The 23,706-nt window shown below is 43.3% G+C and carries 22 protein-coding genes; 3 read left to right on the top strand and 19 right to left on the bottom strand.

The window, feature by feature from the left end:
- Positions 1–66: 66 nt before the first annotated feature.
- Positions 67–840 carry a glucose 1-dehydrogenase gene (locus ABXS78_RS01535; protein ID WP_366248625.1) on the bottom strand — a complete coding sequence of 258 codons (774 nt, stop codon included), beginning with the start codon at positions 838–840 and terminating at the stop codon, positions 67–69.
- A gap of 169 nt (positions 841–1,009) precedes the next feature.
- Here ABXS78_RS01535 and ABXS78_RS01530 point away from each other — a divergent pair, with 169 nt between their 5' ends.
- Together ABXS78_RS01530 and ABXS78_RS01525 are read left to right on the top strand one after the other, a co-directional pair.
- Positions 1,010–1,849, top strand: a complete 840-nt coding sequence (locus ABXS78_RS01530; protein ID WP_366248624.1) for a methyl-accepting chemotaxis protein — start codon at positions 1,010–1,012, stop codon at positions 1,847–1,849.
- A gap of 14 nt (positions 1,850–1,863) precedes the next feature.
- Complete coding sequence (locus ABXS78_RS01525; RefSeq protein WP_095223913.1) at positions 1,864–2,691, top strand: methyl-accepting chemotaxis protein; 828 nt, start codon at positions 1,864–1,866, stop codon at positions 2,689–2,691.
- A 30-nt stretch (positions 2,692–2,721) separates the two neighbouring features.
- Here the strand turns inward: ABXS78_RS01525 and ABXS78_RS01520 are convergent, their stop codons facing one another.
- From ABXS78_RS01520 to fabI, 16 genes are all read right to left on the bottom strand, one after another.
- Complete coding sequence (locus tag ABXS78_RS01520) at positions 2,722–3,321, bottom strand: hypothetical protein (protein ID WP_366248623.1); 600 nt, start codon at positions 3,319–3,321, stop codon at positions 2,722–2,724.
- 78 nt (positions 3,322–3,399) lie between these two features.
- Positions 3,400–4,209 (bottom strand): histidinol-phosphatase, encoded by an 810-nt coding sequence (locus tag ABXS78_RS01515; RefSeq protein WP_366248622.1) that lies wholly within the window; start codon positions 4,207–4,209, stop codon positions 3,400–3,402.
- Positions 4,206–5,105, bottom strand: coding sequence for an alpha/beta hydrolase (locus ABXS78_RS01510; RefSeq protein ID WP_366248621.1), 900 nt, complete (start codon positions 5,103–5,105; stop codon positions 4,206–4,208). The genes ABXS78_RS01515 and ABXS78_RS01510 overlap by 4 nt, the downstream gene beginning before the upstream one ends.
- Before the next feature lie 20 nt (positions 5,106–5,125).
- Positions 5,126–5,971, bottom strand: coding sequence for an STAS domain-containing protein (locus tag ABXS78_RS01505; protein WP_366248620.1), 846 nt, complete (start codon positions 5,969–5,971; stop codon positions 5,126–5,128).
- Between the two features lie 103 nt (positions 5,972–6,074).
- Positions 6,075–7,781 carry an adenine deaminase C-terminal domain-containing protein gene (locus ABXS78_RS01500; protein ID WP_366248619.1) on the bottom strand — a complete coding sequence of 569 codons (1,707 nt, stop codon included), beginning with the start codon at positions 7,779–7,781 and terminating at the stop codon, positions 6,075–6,077.
- Between the two features lie 10 nt (positions 7,782–7,791).
- Complete coding sequence (locus ABXS78_RS01495; RefSeq protein ID WP_366248618.1) at positions 7,792–8,850, bottom strand: ABC transporter ATP-binding protein; 1,059 nt, start codon at positions 8,848–8,850, stop codon at positions 7,792–7,794.
- A gap of 15 nt (positions 8,851–8,865) precedes the next feature.
- Positions 8,866–9,654 carry an ABC transporter permease gene (locus tag ABXS78_RS01490; protein ID WP_095223906.1) on the bottom strand — a complete coding sequence of 263 codons (789 nt, stop codon included), beginning with the start codon at positions 9,652–9,654 and terminating at the stop codon, positions 8,866–8,868.
- 3 nt (positions 9,655–9,657) lie between these two features.
- On the bottom strand, positions 9,658–10,482 hold the full coding sequence (locus tag ABXS78_RS01485; RefSeq protein ID WP_366248617.1) for an ABC transporter permease: 825 nt from the start codon (positions 10,480–10,482) through the stop codon (positions 9,658–9,660).
- A 24-nt stretch (positions 10,483–10,506) separates the two neighbouring features.
- A complete protein-coding gene (locus ABXS78_RS01480; protein WP_366249851.1) occupies positions 10,507–11,433 on the bottom strand; it encodes a nucleoside hydrolase in 927 nt (308 codons plus the stop codon).
- An 11-nt stretch (positions 11,434–11,444) separates the two neighbouring features.
- Positions 11,445–12,494 (bottom strand): ABC transporter substrate-binding protein, encoded by a 1,050-nt coding sequence (locus ABXS78_RS01475; protein WP_366248616.1) that lies wholly within the window; start codon positions 12,492–12,494, stop codon positions 11,445–11,447.
- A 165-nt stretch (positions 12,495–12,659) separates the two neighbouring features.
- Positions 12,660–12,998 (bottom strand): Na-translocating system protein MpsC family protein, encoded by a 339-nt coding sequence (locus tag ABXS78_RS01470; RefSeq protein ID WP_095223902.1) that lies wholly within the window; start codon positions 12,996–12,998, stop codon positions 12,660–12,662.
- A gap of 136 nt (positions 12,999–13,134) precedes the next feature.
- Positions 13,135–13,689: an RNA polymerase sigma factor gene (locus ABXS78_RS01465; RefSeq protein ID WP_095223901.1), complete on the bottom strand. Its 555-nt coding sequence runs from the start codon at positions 13,687–13,689 to the stop codon at positions 13,135–13,137.
- Between the two features lie 3 nt (positions 13,690–13,692).
- The gene (locus ABXS78_RS01460; RefSeq protein ID WP_366248615.1) at positions 13,693–15,630 is read right to left on the bottom strand and encodes a hypothetical protein; all 1,938 of its coding nucleotides are present in this window, start codon (positions 15,628–15,630) and stop codon (positions 13,693–13,695) included.
- A complete protein-coding gene (locus tag ABXS78_RS01455) occupies positions 15,605–16,501 on the bottom strand; it encodes an ABC transporter ATP-binding protein (RefSeq protein ID WP_366248614.1) in 897 nt (298 codons plus the stop codon). Before ABXS78_RS01455 ends, ABXS78_RS01460 begins: the two co-directional genes overlap by 26 nt.
- On the bottom strand, positions 16,498–16,881 hold the full coding sequence (locus ABXS78_RS01450) for a GntR family transcriptional regulator (protein WP_366248613.1): 384 nt from the start codon (positions 16,879–16,881) through the stop codon (positions 16,498–16,500). The genes ABXS78_RS01455 and ABXS78_RS01450 overlap by 4 nt, the downstream gene beginning before the upstream one ends.
- 261 nt (positions 16,882–17,142) lie before the next feature.
- The gene (gene fabI / locus ABXS78_RS01445) at positions 17,143–17,925 is read right to left on the bottom strand and encodes an enoyl-ACP reductase FabI (RefSeq protein WP_366248612.1); all 783 of its coding nucleotides are present in this window, start codon (positions 17,923–17,925) and stop codon (positions 17,143–17,145) included.
- 157 nt (positions 17,926–18,082) lie between these two features.
- Here fabI and ABXS78_RS01440 point away from each other — a divergent pair, with 157 nt between their 5' ends.
- A complete protein-coding gene (locus tag ABXS78_RS01440; protein WP_366248611.1) occupies positions 18,083–21,529 on the top strand; it encodes a hypothetical protein in 3,447 nt (1,148 codons plus the stop codon).
- Between the two features lie 41 nt (positions 21,530–21,570).
- On the opposite strand, the gene ABXS78_RS01435 is transcribed toward ABXS78_RS01440, so the two are convergent.
- Both ABXS78_RS01435 and ABXS78_RS01430 read right to left on the bottom strand, forming a co-directional pair.
- Positions 21,571–22,398 carry an aldo/keto reductase gene (locus tag ABXS78_RS01435; protein ID WP_366248610.1) on the bottom strand — a complete coding sequence of 276 codons (828 nt, stop codon included), beginning with the start codon at positions 22,396–22,398 and terminating at the stop codon, positions 21,571–21,573.
- Positions 22,376–23,575 carry an MFS transporter gene (locus ABXS78_RS01430; RefSeq protein WP_366248609.1) on the bottom strand — a complete coding sequence of 400 codons (1,200 nt, stop codon included), beginning with the start codon at positions 23,573–23,575 and terminating at the stop codon, positions 22,376–22,378. Before ABXS78_RS01430 ends, ABXS78_RS01435 begins: the two co-directional genes overlap by 23 nt.
- Positions 23,576–23,706 lie beyond the last annotated feature (131 nt).

The raw sequence follows: 23,706 nt of genomic DNA, 5'->3' as shown, positions 1-23,706 counted from the left end.
AAAGCAGCATGAGCTCCTGTCATTCCGGTAACATTAATTGCCAGAAAGTGACGATTATGTCACCTCTTACAGTTCCAACTGAGACGGGTATAGTGTCATACCTCCATCGACGAAAAGAGTAGTACCTGTGACATAGCTCGCTTCCTCGGATGCAAGCCACGCAGCTGCTGCTGCAATCTCTTCTGGTTTACCAAAAGACTGCATCGGTATTTTCTTCATCTGTCTTGCTTCGTTTTCCGGCTTGGTATCTTCGTTCCGCTCCGTATCAATTGTTCCTGGTGCAATAGCGTTTACTCGGATTCCGTTAGCTGCATACTCAAGTGCCATTGTTTCGGTCAATAGCTTGATACCGCCTTTGGATGCTGCATAATGACTGTCCGAAGGCTTCGGTATTTGCTGGTGTACACTAGACATATTAATAATGCTGCCTTTCACATTATTTTCGAGCATATAACGAAGAGCTACTTGGCCGCCAAGGAATGTGCCTGTCAGGTTTACATCAATGACACTTCTCCACGTATCCTCCTCCATTTCATGATACGGCTGCGGCTTGCTAAAGCCTGAGTTATTCACCATTACATCCAATCCGCCGAATTCCTCCAAAGCCGCATCCAGCAATTTCTGAACTTCTTCTTTCTTGGAAACGTCAGCTTGAATGACAACGGCTTTTCCACCAGCTTCCCGAATAGTCTCAGCTGCTTGATTAGCACCATCTTCATCCCCATGATAATTGACGACAACATTCATGCCTTCTTGTCCGAAACGCTCTGCGATTGCTCGCCCAATACCTTTGGAAGATCCAGTGACGATAGCTGTCTTTCCTCTTAAATCATCATACATGTAGATTTCCCCTCTCCCGATTTATGTTCTTCTCTGCTTTTCCCCCAATCTTGCAAACGGAAACTTTTCTACAAATTATGACAACATAGGTCTTTTTCTAGTGGAACTCTTCACTTCCTGGTACTTCTTACCGATATAAAGGAAAACCATGTGCAGAGGAGCTCATTTTATGAATTCTACGTTACAGGCAGTAGTCAATATTGCCCCTATTATAAAAGATACGCTTGGACCGACAGCTGCGATGGGTGTGCTGGACACCGAAAAGTTTATTTACTTCGCCCCTTCCACACTCTTATCACTAGGCATTGAAGCCGGAAGAACAAGACTGGATGAACATGAAGTTTATTTGCGCGCTATCAAAGGAGAGCATATTGTCTTTGCCATCACTGAAGATTACGAAGCGCTTGGTGCACCAGTTGTAACCTCCATTACTCCGATTCGCGATATGGAGACGAATGAAATTGTCGGCTTATTATCACTATCACGTACATTGGAGCATCAAGAGAAGCTAGATAAAGAACTTAACAAATTAAATCAAGTAATAGATGCACTACAAGGAAAAGTACAGCATGTCGCTGCACAGGCAGAAGAACTCTCTGCCACAAGCAGTGATATCAATGAGCAGGCAAATAGCGCCAACCAAAACTCCCGCCAAATTGGTGAGGTAGTACAATTAATCGAACAGATCTCTACGCAGACCAATTTACTTGGTCTTAATGCAGCCATCGAGGCAGCTCGATCTGGTGATGCAGGAAAAGGGTTTGGTGTCGTTGCAGATGAAATCAGAAAGCTTTCCGATAACACGAAGGAAGCCGTCCAAACGATAGGCAAGTCCTTGACTGAAATACGATCAAGTATTGAAAACCTAACTCTTAGCATAAATGAAGTATCTACCTCCTCTGAGGAGCAGTCAGTAATAATGGTCGAGTTCATGGATGATATTCAGGCTTTGGATGAAAAGAGCAAACAGATAATCGAAACAATGAAAAAAGTAACAAACCAAGAATAAGGAGGTTATAAATTATGCACCCTACGATACAAGCTTTGGTACATCTAGCACCGGAAATCAAAAAGAATATTGGAGAAAATAACGTTGTTGTCGTTACAGATACAGAGAATTATGTTTATTTCTCTCCTTCTAAGGATTTGGATGTCGGTATTAAAGTCGGCGAATTCGCTTTTACAGAAGATAATGACCTTCTACGTCAAGCGCTTCAAGGCGAAAAAGTACAAGTACATATTCCAAAGGAAAGATACGGTATTGGGATGCAGAATTCTGCCAACCCAATTAGAGATGAGAACGGTGAGATTGTAGGCGTTCTTCAGATTACCAAAACATTGAAAGATGAAGAAATCTTGGATAAGCAGCTTGATGAGTTACGCACAGTTGTAAGCAGCCTACAAGGAAAAGTACAGCAAGTAGCAGCTCAAGCAGAGGAACTTTCTGCTACGAGCACAGATATTGATAGCCAGGCATCCCATGCAAATGAAAACTCTCAGGAAATCAGTAAAGTTGTGCAACTAATCGAAGATATCTCGACACAGACGAACTTACTAGGCTTGAATGCAGCTATTGAAGCAGCTCGCTCTGGTGACGCTGGCAGAGGGTTTGGTGTCGTTGCAGACGAAATCCGCAAGCTTTCTATCGGTACAAAGGAAGCTGTCGGAACAATCGGCCAATCTCTTCAGGAGATCCGGACAAATATGGAGAACCTTACATTGAGTATAGGCGAGGTATCTACCGCTTCAGAAGAGCAATCCCGTGTAATGGTAGAGTTTATGGAAGATATCCAAAATCTCGATACGCAAAGCAATGATATAGGACAATATATCAAAGATATCACTAATTAAAAATCGCCTCCCTAAGGGAGGCGATTTTTTTTAGATAGATTGCTTGTTATTAGGAGTAGGCGGTGTTGTTTTAGTAGTAGGTGCTGTAGTTGTTTTGTTGATAGGCTGGCTCTTTTGTTCATCAGAACCGCTATTGCCTTCATTTTTTGACTTTGTCATCGGATTGCTTGGTGCACTTTCCGGTTTGGATTCCATTAATTTGTTAGAAGCTTCCTTCGCTTTACTACCTGCATTTTTCAAATCTTCCTTCACTTCTTTTACTGTGCCAAGGGCAGATTTGGAATCCTCTTGGACATCGTTGACAGAAGACATAATCTCATTTTGAGCTTTATCGTAAACATTCTTAACGTCGTTAGCTGCATCCTTTGCAAGCTCAGTTGCATCCTGCACTTTGGACATAACCTGTTCCTTCGTGCCTTGCGGATCCTGTTTCGCTTCTTTTACGAAGCTGACAACTGTATCCTTTGCCACGCCGACATTTTGGAATACCTTTTGACGTGTCTGTTTGTTAAGTAAAACGATTGCCGCACCTGTAACTGCTCCAGCAACTGCTCCAGTCAATAGTTTGGAACCTGCTTTAGCCTGCTCTTTCACTTCTTGCTTGTCTACTTGTTGTGCTTGTACCATCATAATCACTCCTTAGCTTTTTGTTTACCGTATTGGTGTATAAATACCCCGTCATAATGAAAGTAAACAAAAAAACTGTAATTACAATGGCAGTACCCTTTTTTGTTTTTGCACGAAGTAGACCATTTCCTTGAATCCGATATCCTTCAAACGCTCTTTCACTTTATCGAAATCCTCGCCGATCCGGGATGGTACATGGGCATCAGAGCCAAAGGATATGTCCACGCCATAATGCAGTGCCCGCTCCAAAATCCGGTCTGAAGGATACCATCCGCCTACTGCCTTCGTCCCTCCGGATGTATTCACTTCAATTGCAACACCAGTTTCCCCGATAACTTTTAAGGTTTGTTCAATCGCATGATCAGCAGGAATCTCAGAAAACGCAGGATAAAAGCCTTTCATCGCATCAATATGGCCAAGCACTTGAAATATGCCGCTTTTAGCCGATTGCTGAATCATATCGTAATAAGTTTCTTTCACCCGGATGTGGTCTGCTTCTGATAAGCCATCCCACCTGCCTTGCTTGAAGATATTCACTTCATCAACATAGTGAACGGAACCGATAATATAATCGAATGGATACTTTTTATAGTAGTCCGCATATAAAGCAGCATGCTGCGGGAAGAAATCACTCTCTACACCTAAAAGGACATGAATCTGATCCTTATATTTCTCTTTCAGTTGCAGCACTTCCTGTACATATGCTTCAAATCCGCTGATTGGCATCGCAATACCAGGATAAAGCTGATCTTCCTCACTGTAGAAATAAGGAGAATGATCCGCTATCCCGATATAGTGCAAGCCTTTCTCAATCGCAGCAATAATATAATCCTCTATTTGTCCTTCAGCGTGCCCGCATCGGTAATGATGTGTATGCAAATCGAATGTCATACCCCTACTCCTTCGGCTACTTGCGTTTTTTCTACCAGGAATTCTTTAATCAGCATATTGACGATTTCCGGCTGCTCATGGTGCACCCAATGTGTCGCATCATCAATATATACCAGCTCGTAATCGGAACAGTACTTGGTAGATTCCTGCGCCAGTTTCTTTAAAAGGAATTGATCCTTAATTCCCCAAATAATCTTGGTAGGCACATGAACCATCACTCTATTCTTTTGACCGTACACGCTGATGTTATCCTTTTCTGTCAATGCTCGGTACCAGTTCAGCATGCCTGTCAGCGCACCTGGCTTTGACCATGCTTCTTTATAATTATCTACATCCATCTGAGAAAACGTTCCTTCTTGGCTGAACTTTGTCAAAGCCATTGCAAGACCATAATAGTCATTAGCCGCCAATGATTTTTCCGGTACATCCTGCATTTGGAAAAAGGCCATATAAGAGCTCTTGAACCACTGCAGCGGATTGGTAGCGAGTATTTTAGGCATAGCTGCAGGATGCGGCATATTGATAGCAATGAATCTCTCTACATGTTCCGGCCGAGTGACTGCCAGATGCCAGCCGACAGCTCCCCCCCAGTCATGGCCAATGATAATTGCTTTCTCTCTTTGGAAGAGACGGATCACTGCTATAACATCGTCACGGAGCTCGTCCAATACATAATTGGCCGTACCTTCTGGTTTATCACTCAAATTGTAGCCTCGCTGATCAAGGGCAAGCACTCGGAATCCTTGTTCTGCAAGCGGAACGATCTGTTCCTTCCACCCATACCAGAATTCCGGGAATCCATGGAGGAGTATCACCAATTTACCATCATTCGGTCCAGCTGCAGCCATATGCATGTTCATTCCATTCGCTTTTACCGTCAAATGCTCGACTCTCATTCATATCCTCCTCGTCTATATTAACTTCGGGTCAATCCATAATGCGACAATGCCTGCTGCAAGGAATTATAGAAAAGCATATCCCCTTCCTGTCTATCTCCTCCTAAAGTCTGTGCCAAATCTGGACGGACACCGGAAATTGCACAGTTTATTCCGAGCATCTGCAGGATCTGCACCATCTGTCTGAGTTTTTCCCTTACTAGCGCCTCTGTAAAACTCGCTCCTGACATATCTATGAAGAGCGTTTCTATCCCTTTTTCCTTACAAGCTTGCGGCATATGCTCGACGATCAGCTCTGCCCTCCGCTCACTTATTTCTCCGACCAATGGAAAAACACCGATGCCTTTCATAATTGGAATAACAGGTGAACTAGTCTTATGGATTACTTCGCGCTGACTTCTGATTTTCCTGTCTATCAGCTCATAATAGAACTTTGTGAATTTATTGATGACTTCATCTAGAGCACGATGAAGATTCTTCGACCACCGGATGACCATCGCAGGCGTGACATCCTCTTTGTGCTCTTCTGTAAATGACTCGATAAATTCCCAAATGACCGTTCCTGATTTCCCTACTGCCTGCAGCACTTCATGAATTGGTGTATTGGTCTTAACTCGGCTATTCGCCACTTTTTCTACCCATATTTTGAGATTCTGACTATATTGCTCTTCGTCCTCCAAAAGTGCACTGGCAACGGTGACGATTGTCATTCGGTGCTGTTTTCTTAATTTCGCACGCATCTCTTTTCCAGCATCATCTGCATAGATCGAATCTTTGTAGTCATATAATAATGCGGCCCATCGATCTGTTATATGTGAGGCGTTGTCCATGATATAGTCATATAATGCTTTGTTCATACCTGGCATGCGATTCTCCTTCATCTTTCTCATTTGCCTTTATTATAACGGAACCGCCGAAGCGCTTCTATCTTGAGCACGTAAAAAAGGAGTCTGCCGATGCAGACTCCTTCTAAACTCCCAAAGGTACGATATGTCCCTCGTTCACCCTGATATAGCCTTGATCCGTCAATTTCAATGCAGGACTTACCGGCAGCGAGAGGGTACTGATCGACATAAGAACATTATAATGCTTGTAACCGAGTGATTTAATAGACTTTGTCAGGTCAGAAACTTGTGCTGCCACTTCCTTCAATGGTGCTTCCGACAGAATACCCCCAACAGGCAATTGCACCATAGATAGAACTTGACCATCCTTCACACAGCAGATGCCGCCTTGATGACGAATCACTTCATTTGCCGCGAGGACCATATCATCTATATCACGACCGATAACAAGCAAGTTATGGTTATCATGCGAATATGTAGTGGCAATCGCCCCCTCTTTCAGCATATCCCCTGTTAACAGACCAAAGGCACGATTACCGTTCTTCCCATATCTTTCCGCAGTCATGACAAGCGCAAGTCCTGCTTCCTGCCATTGCACCTGTCCAGATTCAATAGCCAAACGAACATGCCGTTCTGTCGTGAATGTCGAACCATCTTTTATTTCCATAACACGGTACTGAGCATCACTTTCGTCAGTTTCATTCAATAGAAGAAAATCGTCATGCCTCAGTTCATTCAGCTTAATGCTCTCATAGTAGAATGGAGGAAATTGTGGTTCAAGAACGATTTGCTCCTTTACAGCGTCCTTATCGTAAACTTGTTGTCCGCGCTTGAAAACTTCTTGGATGGAGAAAGTATGTAAATCATCAAGCAAGATGAAATCAGCTATCTTCCCAGGAGCTATTATACCTCGGTCCTTCATCTGCATTCGTTTTGCAGGTGCAGCAGTAGCTGCATATATTGCCTGCTCCGGCTTCATCCCCATAACTATAGCCTTTTGGACAAGCTGGTTCAGGTGCCCTTCTTCCAGCAATTTATCTGCCATGACGTCATCCGTTACAAAGCAGAAATGTTCACTTACATCGTTTTCAATTACGTAATCTATGATTTCCTGCGTCATAGATTTTTCCTGCAATTCTACAAACATTCCTGCATTGATTCGCTGCTCCATGCCTTCTACTGTCTGATGCGTATGATCGGAATCGACACCGGCATAAATCATTCGCTGCAGTTCAAGATTCAAAATCTTTGGTACATGACCTTCAATAATTAACTGGGGATATGCTTGTCTTACATGCTCCAGGATACGATTCGTCTTACTATCAGGAGCTGATATAACATCATAATAGTTCATAATCTCACCAAGGCATTGTATATTACCTGACAGCATCAGCGCATCGATATCATGGATATCAATCTCTCCGCCTGTCGTCTCCATCGATGTGGCCGGCACGGAGCTTGGAATAGCATAAAACATGTCCACCGCGCAATCCGCACTTGCCTCCATCATGCTTTTCACACCGTCTACTCCGAAAACATTTGCCATCTCGTGGGGTTCAGGCACAATAGTCGTCACGCCGTTTTGAATGATGCCATAAGAGAAGGATGAGGGCGTGATCATCGTACTCTCAATATGCAAATGAATATCAATCAAACCTGGTACCATGTACCTTCCTGCTCCATCTATCACATTTTCTGGCTCCAGTTTATCGGTATCTTTTTTACCGATATAAAGGAATTTCCCATCCAGCATAGCAACATCGGCATCGATGAATTTCTTTCGATAGCTGTTAAATACCCGCACGTTACGGATCAGTAAATCAACAAGCATGGTACACCTCCTAATCGACGAGCACGATTTGTTTCTTTGGAATCTCGAGTATAACGTCCTGGCCATTTGCCAGTGGTGCTGCTGCAGCATCATCATTTACGGTGAACTGCCCAATACTCGTTTGCACTTCATATTGATAACTGCGGCCTAGATACGTGCTGATCAGTACTTTCCCTTGTACAGCATTCTCCACCGACATTGGTGCTGCATCCACTGGATACAGACGCAGATCATCCGGTCTGATTGCTCCTACCAATCCAGCGGCATTGTCCTGCTGCTGAACAGTTAAAGTTATTCCTTGTACAGTTGCAGCGATTTCATCTGCCTCCTGACGTCGGCTGTCGAATTGGATGAAGTTCTTGAATCCGATGAAGTCCGCGACAAATTTCGTCTTCGGCTGTCTGTAGATAGTAGCAGGATCACTTAACTGTTCAATGATCCCTTTATTCATGATGGCTACCTTGTCCGAAATGGAAAAGCACTCTTCCTGGTCATGCGAGACGTATACTGTCGTAATGCCAAGCTCTTGCTGTATCCTTCTGATCTCCACGCGCATATTCACACGCAGGTTGGCATCCAAGTTGCTTAAAGGTTCATCGAATAACAGGAGATCCGGCTCAATGACTAACGCTCTGGCAATTGCGACACGCTGCTTCTGTCCGCCTGACAATGCAGCTGGAAAGCGTTCTTCGAAACCTTTCAAACTGACAATATCAAGCACCCGCAGCACTCTATCCTTGATCGACGCTTTCGATACTTTTCGCTGACGCAAGCCGAACGCAACATTATCGAATACCGTCATATGCGGGAACAAAGCATAATTTTGAAAAACAAAGCCGAAATTGCGTTTGTTTACCGGAACTTTCGTATAATCCTTCTCGCGGAACAAGAATTTACCTTGTTTTGATTGCAGGAATCCAGCAATCAATCGAAGCGTGGTCGTCTTCCCGCAACCACTTGGACCAAGAAGGGAAACGAGTTCCCCTTCTCCGATAGACAAATTGAAGTCTTGAAGAATAGATTGTTTCTGATAAGCAACCGCGACGTCCTGCAGCGTAAACAAAGACATGATATAGCCTCCTAATTACCGTTTCGTGAAATAAGATAAGCCAAGCAACCGTTCGACAAAGAACATGAATAAAGCTGTGATGATCATCAATACAACGGATAAAGCAGCGATGGTCGGATCGAAGTAATTCTGCACATACGTGAGCATTTCAATTGGCAGTGTGCTTACGCCAGGTCCAGTCATGAAGACCGAAATGTCCACATTATTGAATGATTCCAGGAATGCGATCAGAACTCCGGCTATGATACCGGATTTGATATTCGGCAGAACTACTTTGAAGAAAGTACCGATTCTGCTTGCCCCTAAACTGACTGCCGCCTCTTCGATGGAAAAATCAAAGTTAGCTAGGCTTGAAGAGACGACACGGATAATGAAGGGCAGCATAATGACAGTATGCCCGATAAACAGACCTGCATAGATCGGAAGCTGATAGTATGTTATGAAAAAGCGCAGGAACGTAAAACCTAGCACGATACCCGGAATGATGATCGGGGATACGAATATACCTTCCAAAAGCGCCTTCCCTTTAAAATCGAATCGATTCAAGGCATAAGCTGCTGGTATGCCAATCAACAGCGCAAGCAGGTTGCCAGCCAAGGAGAGATAGATGGAAACCTTGAACGTTTCCAGAAAACCGCTCACCTCGAATATATTTTTATACCAATCGAGCGAGAAGGATTCTGGCGGAAACCGAAGTACTGTCCCCTGTTCAAAAGAAGTGACAGAAATAATCACCAATGGCCCCAGCAAGAAAACGAATACTAGAAACGTGAATATACCAAGTCCTATATTTTTTTCCCGCATCGTCTACCTCCTCGGATTCAATCTATTTGCCAGTAAATTCATGCATGTGATAACAATGAGCGTCACAACAATCATGATGGCAGCTAGAATACTGGCCATATGCCAGTCATTTAATGTATTAGCATTTTGATAGAGCAGCGTCGAAAGGACACGCTGCTGACCTCCTAGCAAAGCAGGCGTCGTATACGCGGTAAAACTGCCGACGAAAACCAAAATAGCACCAATTACTAAACCAGGTACGCAAAGCGGCAGGACTACCTTCGTAAACACTCCAAATCGGCTAGCACCAAGGCTCGCAGCTGCCGTCAGCAAATCTGACTCAATACTTTCCATAACACCAACCAATGTAATGATGGTCAATGGCAGGAAGAGGTGGACAAGCCCGATGATGACGGCAGTTGGCGTATACAGAATTTCCAAAGGTTCCTGTATAATGCCAATTCCCATTAATGCTTCATTGACCAGCCCATTGCGGCCAATGATGACCATCCAGCTGAAGGAACGCACAACAGGACTCGTCAGCAGCGGGAATATAGTCAAAATCAACAGGACTGCCTTCATTTTCGCAGACAATCTTGCAATAAAATACGCAGCCGGGAAACCAATCACCATACAAAGGATAGTAGTCAAAAGGCTTACCCGCAGTGTTGTCCATAGAATCTCCAAAAAGTATGAATCCCGGAAAAGACTGGCGTAATTGCTTGTATCAGCTGCTGCTTCATTTGGAAAGAAGGTCGAAATGATTGTCATGCCGATTGGGACGAGCATGAAAATTGTTAGAAATAGAACCCCCGGCAAGATCAGGAGATACTTATAATAATTTCGCATAATGATTAACTCCCGTTCTTTTGTCTAAGCGTTCAACAGCTTGAGAAAGAGGTCGAAGAAACGAGCTTCATCTAGCTCTAGACAAACATGCATATTCGCCGGATGTCCTAGACGGTTCTGGAAATCGCAGACAGTCTGACCGTCACAGTAGGTACTGTTTGTCTCCATCGTAACGTGCAGCCATTCTGTTTTTACCAGCTCGGAATCTATCGCAATCGCAACGGCTAGCGGGTCATGCATTGCACAAGCCCATACGCCATTCCGCTCAAAATAGCTATTGCGGTATGTCGCAGTGCTTGTCCGAACATAATCCTGTAATACTGGGTTCTGTATTAAATCAATATGTTCATCCTTCAGCAAAGCACTTCTCGTAACGTCCAGTCCGACTTGTGTTAAGGACTGGAACCCTGCTTCGAAAACAATGGATGCAGCTTCTGGGTCAGCGAACATGTTATACTCCGCCACCGGCGTTACATTGCCAACCCCTTTCACGACACCACCCATAAAGATGACTTCTTTGACTGCCGATACAATTTCAGGATACTGCTGTACGGCCTCAGCCAGATTAGTCAGTGGACCTGTCATGATCAATGTGATGTCGCCTGGTGCGGCCATGACTTGGTTTTGTATAAAATCAGCTGCAGATTGTTCTTGTATCTTACGGTGCGTAGCAACACCTTTCAGTGCGCCTCCAATACCGTCTTCTCCATGTACACGATGCTCGAAATGAGGTTTCCGGGTCAGCGGTTTGGCAGCCCCCGAGAATATAGGAGTCTTATCATCTTCAAGCAAATCGAGTATCTTGGCTGTGTTAGTCGTAGCGGTTTCCAAAGAGACATTGCCGCTGACTGTCGTGATACCAACGACATCTAGCGCCTCGCTTTTCACAGCAAGCATGATTCCAATTGCATCATCAATACCAGTATCTACATCCAATATGACTTTCTTCATCATGCTCCCCCTCACTTGGTCACTTCTTTATTCCAGCGATCGATCCATCCCTTAGAGTTCTCGACTAGGAAGTCTGCTGGCAGGACATGTAGTTCCTCGATGACATCTTCACCGTACGTAACACCTTCCTGCTCTTCATCGGAAAGTACCACTTCTGTATTAACCGGAGAGTCTACCTTCGCTTTTGCTGTCTTTTCTTGTACTTCTGTACTCAGCTGATAATTGATAAATTCCTCAGCCAATTCTTTTTGATCGCTGTCCTTCACTACGTTAACTGTGTTCATGACAGCATATCCGCCTTCTTCAGGTGTAACAAATTCAGCTTCGGGAACTGCTTCCTTCAAAGAACTGAAGTACATTTCCATAATCGGTCCGCCTGCGATTTCGCCTTGTCCAAACATATTGACGAATTCAGAGGTCTGATTATATTCATTTACGATATTAGGCTTCAACGCTTCGAGCTGTTTGAATGCTGCATCTTCATTGAATGAATCATTGCCGCTCACTTTGGAAGCTGCATCAAGGAACATCGGTCCTGTTGTAGTCGTAATACCAGGAATCGCTACATTACCTTCCCACTCTGCACTCCACAGATCCTTCCATGATGCAACAGATCCTTTCACCATTTCAGGATTATAGGCAATCCCGAACTGTCCGATTGTGTATGCTGGTCCATATCCTTCACCGTTAGGAGTCTTGGCTGCATCATAGATCTTATCCAGGTTGGTCAGCTTGGAAGAATCAAGCTCCTCGAACAAGCCATCATCCACCCCTTGCTGCGCGTAATAGTCAGATAGATAGACTAGATCAACGTCTGAGTTGCCTTGTCGTATTTTGTTCAATCGTTCTGCGTTATTTCCTGTTTCTACTACAATGTCGACATTGTGTTCCTCTTCAAATGGCGCATACACATCCTCATTGAAGAAATCTTCCGAGAAACCCCACGTAGAGATGACAAGCTTTTCTTTCCCAGCACCAGCACTGTCACTGCCACAAGCAGATAAAGTAAGTGCAGAAGCGATTGCAGCTGAACCAAAAAGCATTTTAATACGACCATTCATGTGAAAAACCCCCATATAATTAGTGATTTATAAAAGCAAAAAAAGAAGACAATCTTAATAGAATGCGAGCATTCTACTAGATCATCTTCTCTTCGATCAACAAAGGTCAGACCAATCAAGCTTTTCTATGGCATTAACCGCACACCAGATGAATCCGGTGTTGGCTTAACTGCCTAAGACAATATTGGTAAAAGCACGTTGAGAGGCTGCGTCGTAATCTCGTAGTATAGACTCAATGTGCCATTCCGTTTCGGTATTAAGTTTTTCTGCCAAGCGTTTTTTGTACAGCATGGATAATCGGAAGTCGACCTCCTGCTTCAAGCTAGGAGCCTCGCCTTCCAAAGCTGCAGATCGCGGTGAACGCCGATGCTTGGCTTGGATGGTGATGATGTTTTGATCGATGGAAACCTTCAATAATGTCGTTCCGACACCGAACAATTCCTTCGACACATCATTGTACATATGTGACAGCTTCTTCTTGATTTCATTGCTATTCTCTAGCATGCCAACAACCACCTGTCATGTATGCGGTAAGGTCATTATACATACTTTAATAAACCAAATCAATATATTGTTCGGATTTAAATGATTTTTTCTTATTTTTACTCCGTTATTGTTCACCAAAAAAGAGAGACAGGCTTTACCATGTCTCTCTTACCATTATCATATCGCGGTTTGCCCGCTCTGCTTTTATTAGTTGCTTTGCCCTGTACAATCGAGTCTTCACTGTTGATTTAGTTAAAGATAGGTTAGCAGCAATTTCACTTTCTTTCATATCATTCACATAACGCAGCGCCAGCACTTCTTGGAGTTTTGGCTTCAGCTTTCGAATATCCTGCTCGAGTTCTCGTTTCGTCTCCCGCAGCTCGACCTCTTCCATGACGATATGCTCGAGATAATGCTGCTCAAGCTCCCAGCTGGCCAATTCTATACTAATGAACTTGCATTTACCTTCTTTGCGAAGCATATCAATGGCTGTACGTGAAGCAATTGTTGCAAGCCATGCACCTGCCTTCGACACATCCTCCAGCTTGTCCAGATTACGATAAGCTTTGATGAACGTCTCTTGCGCCGCGTCCTCTGCCAGCTGCGGATCACGCAGTACCTTCTGCGCTGCATGATATACCCGCTGATGGTAGAGCGAATAGATATGCTGAAACACCGACTCCGTCACATATACACACTCGCTAGCCACGCTTTATTCCTCCAGTTGGTTTTTGATTGATTCGGGGAGGTCATCGTATTCGATAGAGAGCTCATCTTGCATACTCTGTCCCCTGTTAAGGTTGAACGTTACAAAAGCAGAATCTTCTTCTTCGCTATAGTAAGTAATGTGATCGAGTATTTGCTTGATTACATCTTCATCCTCTACAGTTACCGTATTATTCCGTTCAGAGTCCTCCAAATCAATACTTGATATATCCTCGGAATATACTTTTAGATCATCATAAAGCCCCGCATCCTGTAATACTTTAATCGTATTTTTATCACTGTCATCAAAATTTGCATAATAGTAATCTTGATCTTTATTAGTCATTAGATCCACTGAATAAGTTAGCACTTCCTCTGAATACGCCTGTGGATCTTTAAGCTCTATATCTTTCTTGATAGCTTCAATAAGCGCATGTATCAATTCTGGATCGGAAATCCTGGTGCTGCTTTGCTTAATGTTATTTGACTGTACATCCACAGCATAAATCCCATCCGACTCAATATTAAAGACAGCGTTATTTGCATACTTATACGCCTTTGATCCTTCAATCTCATGTTGCAGACTTTTCAGTTCAGCATTGTCATCAAGAGAATACGTATATGATCTAGCTATCTTCTTTCCGTTTTTCAGCTCATAAACGACGAACGTGGAACGCATATTTCCTTCATACCAATCATCTACTCTCGGAGTATCTATTGCTTGCTCATGTAAATCCCGAACCAGCTCGATATCTTGCTTATCAGTGAAATATAGCGGTTTAATACCCGGTTGCAAATATTCCCGATCCTCTGTGTAAGTATAGGTATCTCCAAAATAAACTCTTTCAATGTTGTCAGCGGAAGGAATCTTATTTTCATAATTCTCTTTAACGAGATTCACAGCAATAAGAACAACTGCTAAGGAAACTGCGAATATCAGATAAGATTTGTAGTTACTATAAACTCTCCATGTTTTATTCAATATCGCTTCAGCTATAATAAACCCGATTAGCGATCCTGCAACATAGCCAAATATAACCCAAGCAAATGACGAAGACGCAACATGGAAATAATAACCGCCTGCCATCATAAAGCTGAAAGTTACGCCGTATTGGAAAACAGGTCGCAAGAAAGGAAATACAATTGCTTGTGAAGTAGCTTCCATTTGCCGGTGAGCGTATAACCAGAATGCAGCCAGATATAATAGCAAACCCGCTGCTGCATATGCTGACATCACAATCCAGGAAAAATCAGAACCAGGAGCAAAGTTAACAAAGAAATAGGAGATTGGTGAGAATTTAAAAATCGCCATATCTGCATAATAATCCATCGGGTAACCTACGAATAAAATACTCATATTCGCAATTAGCAGGAGAGCAAGACCCGCTGGAAGCAAGACTAAAATATAAGTTAGTACAAAGTGCATGGAGAACATCCCTGTTATCATGCCTGTGAAAATCGTGGCCAATAACATAAAAGTATTAAGAAATAGCATTATGCCCAGCCAAGATAACACATGCATCCCATTAAAATAATTCCCTATGCCAGTGAAAGCCTGTAAACCAATCAGAATCAGAGCATTCAATATAATAGGAATGAATAATAATATCAGTCCTACAACTAGATGGTGATGATACAATGACGCCCTCTTAATAGGCATACTGTGGATGAAATCAGATACTTGTTTCTTATGCAAGTAACGCAATAATAATATCCCCAGAAGCACTGGCGCTGTAATGGACAGAAGCCACTGGACATCCGGAATATATAGGAAAAGATCGCCTTTTTCCATATATTCTCTATTTGGCAGATCAGAATACTGGATAATAATTTGTATCGGCAGAATTAATAGTAAAGCTAAAAAATATAATACACTTAACCAACCAACCTGTCGGACATCATGCAAAATGATTTGCTTCTTAATCAAGGATGTTTTCGATGGCATAGCCAGCACCTCCCATTTCATAGATAAAGATTTCTTCCAAGGATAGCGGCAGCATATCCAGTACGACTGGGTTTTGTGCTGCAAGTATTCCTTCTAACTCCTGATGGTCTGCTTTGACGATCAGCAGATGGATGCTCCCGCGTTTTTCCTGGTGAAGGATATTTAATTTTTCTAAGAAACTCATATCCTGCCCTTTACGCAAAGCGAACTGAACCTTTTGAACCTCTGTCTTCATATCATCCAGATTCCGCTCCAGAATCATTTTTCCTTTATGTACGATTCCAACGTCATCACAGAGGTTCTCCATTTCCCGCAGATTGTGGGAAGAAATAAGGACGGTCATCTCTCTCTCCGCAACGTCATTGATAAGTAAGCCTTTAATTCGCTGCCGCACAACAGCGTCTAATCCATCAAGCGGTTCGTCCATGATTAGAAAATCCGGCTTTGCTGCCAATGCCAGACAAAATGCCACTTGTCGCTGCATACCTTTCGAAAAGGTAGAGACTTTCTTGTTCTCCAGTTTGAATTGGCTGATCAGCTGGTCATATCGCTGCTGATCCCAATTCGCATACATATCAGCATAAAATTGACCCATCTGCTTCACTGTATATTGCGGGAGAAAATAAAGAATATCCGGCATGAAGATGATGCGCTGTTTCAACGCCACATTTTCAAATACAGTTTTGCCGTCTACCAGGACACACCCTTTGTCTTGCTTCAGTATACCGGCAAGAATACGCATTATGGTTGTCTTTCCTGCACCGTTCGAGCCAAGTAGACCGTAAATCGTCCCTTTCTTAACCTGAAAACCAACTTGGTCCAACACTTGTTTCCGGTCAAATTTTTTACTTAGTTCTACTGCTTTGATCATTTTTCGCTTCCTCCCCCATTACGCAGCTGCTGCTCCACCACATTTCGAATTTCATCTGCTGTCATACCGATATACAGTGCCTCGGTAAGCAGTTTTTTCATTTCCTCCTGCATTTGCTTCACCTTTTGTGGATCGACCTGTAAACTAATCGCGTTCACGAAACTCCCCCGTCCCTTTACGGAATAGATCAATTCTTGATTTTCAAGCTCACGGTATGCTTTTTGGATTGTATTCGGATTGATCGTCAGCTGCTGGGCGAGCTCCCGTACCGAGGGAAGCTTCTCGTCCGTTTCCAGCACCTGATTGATAATCAGTTCTTTGAACTTATCAACGATTTGTTCATATATCGGCTTGCCGCTTCGCAAGTCAAGTTCAAACATGTATTCACCTCATTCGAGCTTCTGTATTAACTGTATTAGTTATAGTAGTACACTTGATACACCAAAGTATACACCAGCACTTTCCATTTGAAAAGAACTTTTTTCCAAAAAATAAAAAAGCCAAATCATAAGATTTAGCTTTTCCCATAAATCAATAGAAATCAGATGTGTGATATTCCCGTTTCACTTCCACGTATTACAAATTCCTTGCTGAACATAAAAACCCGTCCTAATCATTATTAGAACGGGTTAAAGCGCAAATTAACCAATACCGATGATATTGAAACCAGCATCCACGTAAACAATCTCACCAGTTACACCGCGGGAAAGAGCTCCGAGCAAACCAACAGTCATATCGCCAACTTCCTCAGCAGAAACATTACGGCGAAGCGGTGCAGTATGTTCCACTTTTGAAAGGATGTCATTGAAAGAAGGTACGCCTTTTGCAGCCAATGTACGGATTGGACCTGCAGAGATAGCGTTAATACGGATGTTATCCGGACCAAGATCATTCGCCAAGTAGCGTACACTTGCTTCCAGCGCTGCTTTTGCAACACCCATGACGTTGTAGCCCTGCAGCACACGTTCAGCACCAAGGTAGCTCATTGTCACGATGGAGCCGCCTTCTGTCATTAACGGACGGACTGCTTTTGCTACAGCTACTAATGAATAGGCACTTGTATCCTGTGCGAATGCATAGCCGTCACGAGAAGTGTCGATGAAATCACCTCTCAAATCTTCTTGATGTGCATGAGCTACGGAATGTACAAGACCATGGACAGTTGTGAACTTGTCTTTGATTTCTGCAAATGCAGACGCGATGCTGTCATCATCGTTTACGTCACACTGGATAACAGCTGCTTCCATTTCATTCTTTTCCAACAGCTTGTTCAACTTTTTAGCGGAACGCTCCTGGCGATATGTAAAAATCAGCTTCGCACCAGCGGCATATAACGATTGCGCAACGCCCCATCCGATACTGCGATCATTCGCCACACCCATGATGACGATGTGCTTATTCTGTAATTGTAGAAAATCCTTCATTTTCATTCTCCTTCTATATGAACAGCTTCGTTCACGTTTTCTACCGCCTATCATAACAGAAAACAGAAATGAAAGGAATGAGGCGGCTGTTCAGACAAGTCTTACTTCTATATAATAAAGTTTGGAAATAACAACCAAATAATAGTGAGGTGAAAAAATGGATACTACGCCTCCCAATAAATCCGGAGATCTGTTCGAACAAAGACTTCGGGAATTATTAGATCAAGGCTATATATCTAACGAAACGTACTCGAACGCAATGACAGGGTATCGAACCAAACTAGCTTATGATGCTTCGAAACAGACTGAAACAAAAACACATCCAGAGATTTCCCCCGCACGTCAGACAGCTGCGGCGGCTGAACAGATGTACACTACACCAGAAACTGCTGTCTATTGGAATTCATCAGCCAACCAGAAACAGAAAAAACAAAAGACTCCTGAACAAATCCGAGAGCGCAATCTGACTATCATTCTTGTCCTCGGGATCATCATGCTTTTCTTTGGCGGGTTATATCTCGGCACTTCAAACTGGGGGAACTTCTCATCTTTAGGAAAAGTGCTATTAATCAGCCTGATACCTTTCCTTTTCGCAGGATTGAGTTATCTCAGCTATAAAGTTAGGATTCCGCAAACAGCCTTCGCATTCTTAATGCTCGCAGCGCTGTTTGTACCGATAGTCATCTTCTCAGCATCCTACTATCAGCTGTTTGGCAGCTATTTGTCCTTCGGCGGTGACGGTGCAGCATTGATAGGAACTGTTGCGGCATTAAGCTGTACAGCTTTGTACTATGCAGTGGCAGCCCGTACAGGATCCAAAGCATTCATATGGGTAACATATGTCGGCTTATCGTCCACCTTAATCTCAGCATTACTATATGTCACGACTACGTATAGTGCATTTTTATTCTGCTTGCAGCTGGCCAACTTCCTGCTGCTTTTGTTCGAGCGAACGATTCGCAATACATTTAAACTTAAGACACTGCAGCGATATTGGCCTAATTATCTGCAAATGAAACTTGGAACAGAAGCCATCATCACAATCATACTGATGAGCAGTGCCATCACCTATGATCTGACTTTACTGGTGATTGGCGCTAACGCATTGATTTTGGCAGCCAAGAACTTCAGTAAACTTTATCATTTTGGATTTATCGCTTTCACCTTGATTGGCAGCATCTTGCTGCTTTTGGAGATTAACTCTTATTTCAATATGTTCTTTGGTCAATTCATAGGCTTAGGCTTCATTCTCGTTATGTTGACATGGAATTTGCCTCGCTGGCTGCAAGTGGTCTATGAATCTTTTATCCATGCAATAAATGGCTTTCTTTTTATCCTTTTCACAAGTCTTCTCTATTATTTTGATTTTAATTGGGCGTACTTAATCGGGATTTTATTCTTACTGATCCAGTATACGATCTGGACCGCTTCCTCACGCAAAGTCTATTACAGCTATCCTAGCGTCGGACTGTTCCTGCTTGTCGTCTACTGGCTGCTTTATATGGTAGATGCTCCAATTTGGATCCGTACAAGTGCGTTGGCGACGTTATGTTTCATCGGGCTTTCATACAGTTATATTTGGCCAAGAAAGATAACATTCTTGGAGCCATTCCAAATTACGATTAACTGGGCAGACGTAGGGCTTGTCATCCCTATATTCCTGGTAAATCATAGCTATGGATATTATGAAGCCAATAGCTATCTGCTGCTATTAGTGGCTGCAGCAGGTTTCTTCTGTTACGAGAAAGAAAACGCAGAAGTTGTGCTCATCAGTAAGATCATTACCCCGATTAGCTTGATCGCAGCATTATTACTCGGTGGTTACCGTCTATATACTGAAAATGAATTTTATCATGAACAAATTGGTATTTCAGGACATGCAACTTTGATTGCTTTGATAGCCATTGCAATTGCATTCCTTTGCCGTAGATATCGATACCGGCCGTTATTTTTATCGTTTTTCCTAACCGGTCAAATCCTGCAGAGTTGCGCTGTTCTGATTGCCATCTTTTCGTGGAATTTACCTGCAGTCACAGTTACGATTGTTTCACTTATCAATGTCGGTATTCAATCAATGGCTCTTCAAGTCTTTCGGAGGCATCCATTATGGCTTGCAGTGCTCAGCTCCATCATTGTGACATATGTATCACTGCAAGATCTATTCGAAATTCGGGACTCGAATATATTAACAGCTTATGTCTTGTTATGCGGAATGCTGTTCTTTGCAGCTAGCCTATACATGAAGAAGAAAGCTCCGATTGGTTCGGTCTACTTCTTCTGGTGCAGTCATGCTTTGATTATTTTCGGCACGCTATGGGTTTTGCTTGCACAGTTGTTGGATTTTGTTCCGCCTGTCTGGCTTCTTATTCCGCTCGTTCAATTCGTGTTGTCTGCCCACATTGTTACGAGAACGATAGAAAAGTATATATTTGCAAATGCCAGTATTTTAATTGTCTTCCTTATCTCGATCACTCATTTGGATCAGTACACAAATCTGAGTCATCAATTTACACTGGCTGCAGCATTGACAACAGGCTGCATTGCCTTGGCATATGCTCTGCTGCCTAGCTGGCGTTCCTTATTGCGGATTAGCCTGCTGACTGGCTATAACGTTATTCTGCTGTTCGCATTAACAGAGCTTACTGGCCTATTCTCCTGGCAAATCATCCTGCTGGCTTTCTTTGTCGGGGTAATTGCAATCTATCAACAGCATCAATGGCAGCTAAGCATCGTTTCTGCCTGCACATTGCTGTTACTTCTTGCCATTTCGCTTCTCTATGGAAGCATCGGTCAGGAAATCCGTTTAGCTTACTTACTGCTTGCCGGCGCAGCAGGATTAGCACTTACCAGCTTCAGCAATTACCAATCTTTCGTTGCCGAAGCGGGCAAGAGTTCTGTTTCGAATAGAGTGGATATATATCGGATCGGTGCTATCGTTTATACTATCGTCGGCAGTCTGGCAGGTGTTGCAGCCTATGAATCAGGCCTTGCTGATACGCTATTTGGTTTATCAGTACCGGTACTTTTATATGCAATCAGTATATACACAGCACCAGCAGCTGAAAGACGTTATGTACGGCTTGCTGCCATCGTATCTTGTTTGTACCCTTATATACTCGTCCTGCAAGTCGCAGACATCAGTCCATATTTAACAACAGAGCTATATGTCGTACCGATTGCATTACTAGTTCTTATCATCTTGCGACTGTTTTTCTATGATCCCGATGTAACACCGCATATCGAGTTAGTTTTGCTAACATTTGGGTTCGGCATCCTCGTGCTTGATGGGCTGTCTTCAATGACAATTTATGATGCCTTATCTCTTGGCAGCCTTTCTTTACTGGCCGCTGTCATTGGTTTCTTACGGAAATATCGTGCGTATTTCCTGACGGGGACGATCACTGTTGTGTTTAACTTATTCTTCAACACCCGTACCCTTTGGGGAAGCGCACCATGGTGGTTATATCTGATTGGAGCTGGCATTCTGCTGATTGGCTCTGCCAGCTTTATCGAATATCAGAAGCAAAAGCATGACAGAACCACCGAATCCCTGCTGCAAGCAAGCAAATCCAGGTGGATAAAATGGTTTAAGCAATATAAATGAAAAAGGCAGCTGTCTTCTGCAGACAGCTGCCTTTCTTCATCTTAAAAATCGAACTCGTCCGGATGCGGGCCACTGCGGGTACCATCATCCAATTGATCTAAGCGCTCCATATCTTCTGGTTGAATTTCAAAATCGAAAACTTCCTTGTTTTCGATGATACGTTTGTCTGTCATTGATTTTGGTATCGTGATGACACCATGCTGAATATCCCAGCGAAGCACAATCTGGGCCGGGGATTTCCCGTATTTGCTAGATAGCTCCTGCAGCAATGGCTGCGCCAGCAGTTCTCCGTTCATAAGAGGTGACCATGCTTCCAAATGGATTCCATTTCCCTTCGCGTATGCACGCAGTTTTGCTTGAATCAAGCGCGGGTGGAATTCTACTTGATTGATTGCCGGCACCACAGAAGCGGTTTTTAGTAATTCTTCCAAATGATGAACTTGGAAGTTGCTCACACCAATCGCTTTCACTTTCTTCTCTTCATATAGTTCTTCCAGTGCTCGATATGGCTCTAAAAACTTATCTTTCCCTGGCCAGTGGATTAAATAAAGATCAAGATAATCAAGCTGCATTTTTTCCAAACTCTCTCCATAAGCTGCTTTTGTTTGTTCCAATGTCAGGCCTGCATTCCATACTTTAGAGGTGACAAACAAATCTTCTCTTTTCACTAACCCTGCTTGGATGGCCCGGTTAATTCCTTGGCCGACACTTGCCTCATTTCCATAAATAGCAGCTGTATCGATACTGCGATATCCTTGTTCGATAGCAAAATAGACTTTTTCAGCTAGTTCCTCTCCATCCTCTACACGGAAGACACCGTAACCTAGCATCGGCATAGAATTGCCGTTATTGAGCTTTACTGATTTCATGAGATATTACTCCTTTGTTTTCTAGTTTTCTCGAAATAGCTGTTAAACCAACTGCTGCTGCAACCATAATGGCTGCTACCCAGCTTGTATGAAGCAGACCGAGCTGCTCTGTAACAACTCCGCCCAAATAGGACCCGAGGGCAATTCCAGCATTGAAAGCTGCAATATTCCAAGCAGAGGCTACATCAACCGCCTGCGGTACAAGCCGTTCGGCAAGCACAACGATATACGACTGTAAACCGGGAACGTTCATAAAGGCGAACAATCCCATAAGCAGTATGAACAGCAAACCAAGTCCTTTGACAGGTAATGTGATGTATAAGGCAGCTAGTATAATTGCCTGTATGGCAAACATATAAAATAAAGCATGAACCGGCTTTTTATTAGCCAGCTTACCGCCAGTAATATTGCCGATTGCTACTGCAATACCATACAAGAGCAAAAGCAACGTCACTGTCCCTGGCTGAAATCCGCTTATCTGCTGCAAAAGTGGTGATAAATACGTAAAGACGACGAATGTGCCGCCATAGCCAAGTGCCGTAATAAGAAGAACCAGAACGATAGGGACTGACCGCAAGAGACTAGTTTGATCTTTAAGTCTTACTTTTACGCCTTTAGGCAGCGTATTTGGCAGCAATGCCAGATTAGCCAAACCAGCAAGAAGTCCAATAACGACAATAAATAGAAAAGCAATTCGCCAATCTAGCTGCTGACCGATGAATGTCCCGAACGGTACACCGGTAATCGTGGCAACAGTAAGTCCAGTGAACATGATACTGATTGCTCCTGCCCGCTTATTTGGCGGAACCAAACTCGCAGCGATTGTAGAGCCGATCGACATGAATACGCCATGCGCAAGCGCCGAGATGAAACGAGCAACCAGCAGAATAGACATATTAGGAGCAGCAGCGGCTATACTATTACCTATCAAAAAGACAAGCATAACCAAAAGAAGCTGCTTCTTTTTCGGTATACGGGAAAGCATCGGTGTCAGGATCGGAGCACCGACAACAACCCCGATGGCATATAGGGACACTGTAAGTCCAGCCGCCTGCACTGATGAGTGAAAGTCATCCGCAATCAGCGGCAACAGACCCACACTGATGAATTCTGTTGTGCCGATCGCAAAAGCCGTAATAGCCAAAGCGATCAAGGCAAAAGATTGTTTTCCTTTCATATTACATTTCCTTTCCATTTCTTTTATCTCCCGCATCAGCCGGAGTAATGTTATTATGTCGTATAGGATTCATATTGAATAGTACGTACTTTTTTGTGCTATAGGCACCTTTTAGTACCTATAAGGAGAGA

Source organism: Terribacillus aidingensis (assembly GCF_040703035.1).
Taxonomy (GTDB): domain Bacteria; phylum Bacillota; class Bacilli; order Bacillales; family Amphibacillaceae; genus Terribacillus.
The sequence above is the reverse complement of the archived record's forward strand: the minus strand, read 5'-3'. Positions and strand labels throughout refer to the sequence as shown.

Coding starts and splice junctions, on each gene's coding strand:
- ABXS78_RS01535 (WP_366248625.1), bottom strand. CDS start 840: ATGTATGATGATTTAAGAGGAAAGACAGCTATCGTCACTGGATCTTCC.
- ABXS78_RS01530 (WP_366248624.1), top strand. CDS start 1,010: ATGAATTCTACGTTACAGGCAGTAGTCAATATTGCCCCTATTATAAAA.
- ABXS78_RS01525 (WP_095223913.1), top strand. CDS start 1,864: ATGCACCCTACGATACAAGCTTTGGTACATCTAGCACCGGAAATCAAA.
- ABXS78_RS01520 (WP_366248623.1), bottom strand. CDS start 3,321: ATGATGGTACAAGCACAACAAGTAGACAAGCAAGAAGTGAAAGAGCAG.
- ABXS78_RS01515 (WP_366248622.1), bottom strand. CDS start 4,209: ATGACATTCGATTTGCATACACATCATTACCGATGCGGGCACGCTGAA.
- ABXS78_RS01510 (WP_366248621.1), bottom strand. CDS start 5,105: ATGAGAGTCGAGCATTTGACGGTAAAAGCGAATGGAATGAACATGCAT.
- ABXS78_RS01505 (WP_366248620.1), bottom strand. CDS start 5,971: ATGCCAGGTATGAACAAAGCATTATATGACTATATCATGGACAACGCC.
- ABXS78_RS01500 (WP_366248619.1), bottom strand. CDS start 7,781: ATGCTTGTTGATTTACTGATCCGTAACGTGCGGGTATTTAACAGCTAT.
- ABXS78_RS01495 (WP_366248618.1), bottom strand. CDS start 8,850: ATGTCTTTGTTTACGCTGCAGGACGTCGCGGTTGCTTATCAGAAACAA.
- ABXS78_RS01490 (WP_095223906.1), bottom strand. CDS start 9,654: ATGCGGGAAAAAAATATAGGACTTGGTATATTCACGTTTCTAGTATTC.
- ABXS78_RS01485 (WP_366248617.1), bottom strand. CDS start 10,482: ATGCGAAATTATTATAAGTATCTCCTGATCTTGCCGGGGGTTCTATTT.
- ABXS78_RS01480 (WP_366249851.1), bottom strand. CDS start 11,433: ATGAAGAAAGTCATATTGGATGTAGATACTGGTATTGATGATGCAATT.
- ABXS78_RS01475 (WP_366248616.1), bottom strand. CDS start 12,494: ATGAATGGTCGTATTAAAATGCTTTTTGGTTCAGCTGCAATCGCTTCT.
- ABXS78_RS01470 (WP_095223902.1), bottom strand. CDS start 12,998: ATGCTAGAGAATAGCAATGAAATCAAGAAGAAGCTGTCACATATGTAC.
- ABXS78_RS01460 (WP_366248615.1), bottom strand. CDS start 15,630: ATGCCATCGAAAACATCCTTGATTAAGAAGCAAATCATTTTGCATGAT.
- ABXS78_RS01455 (WP_366248614.1), bottom strand. CDS start 16,501: ATGATCAAAGCAGTAGAACTAAGTAAAAAATTTGACCGGAAACAAGTG.
- ABXS78_RS01450 (WP_366248613.1), bottom strand. CDS start 16,881: ATGTTTGAACTTGACTTGCGAAGCGGCAAGCCGATATATGAACAAATC.
- fabI (WP_366248612.1), bottom strand. CDS start 17,925: ATGAAGGATTTTCTACAATTACAGAATAAGCACATCGTCATCATGGGT.
- ABXS78_RS01440 (WP_366248611.1), top strand. CDS start 18,083: ATGGATACTACGCCTCCCAATAAATCCGGAGATCTGTTCGAACAAAGA.
- ABXS78_RS01435 (WP_366248610.1), bottom strand. CDS start 22,398: ATGAAATCAGTAAAGCTCAATAACGGCAATTCTATGCCGATGCTAGGT.
- ABXS78_RS01430 (WP_366248609.1), bottom strand. CDS start 23,575: ATGAAAGGAAAACAATCTTTTGCCTTGATCGCTTTGGCTATTACGGCT.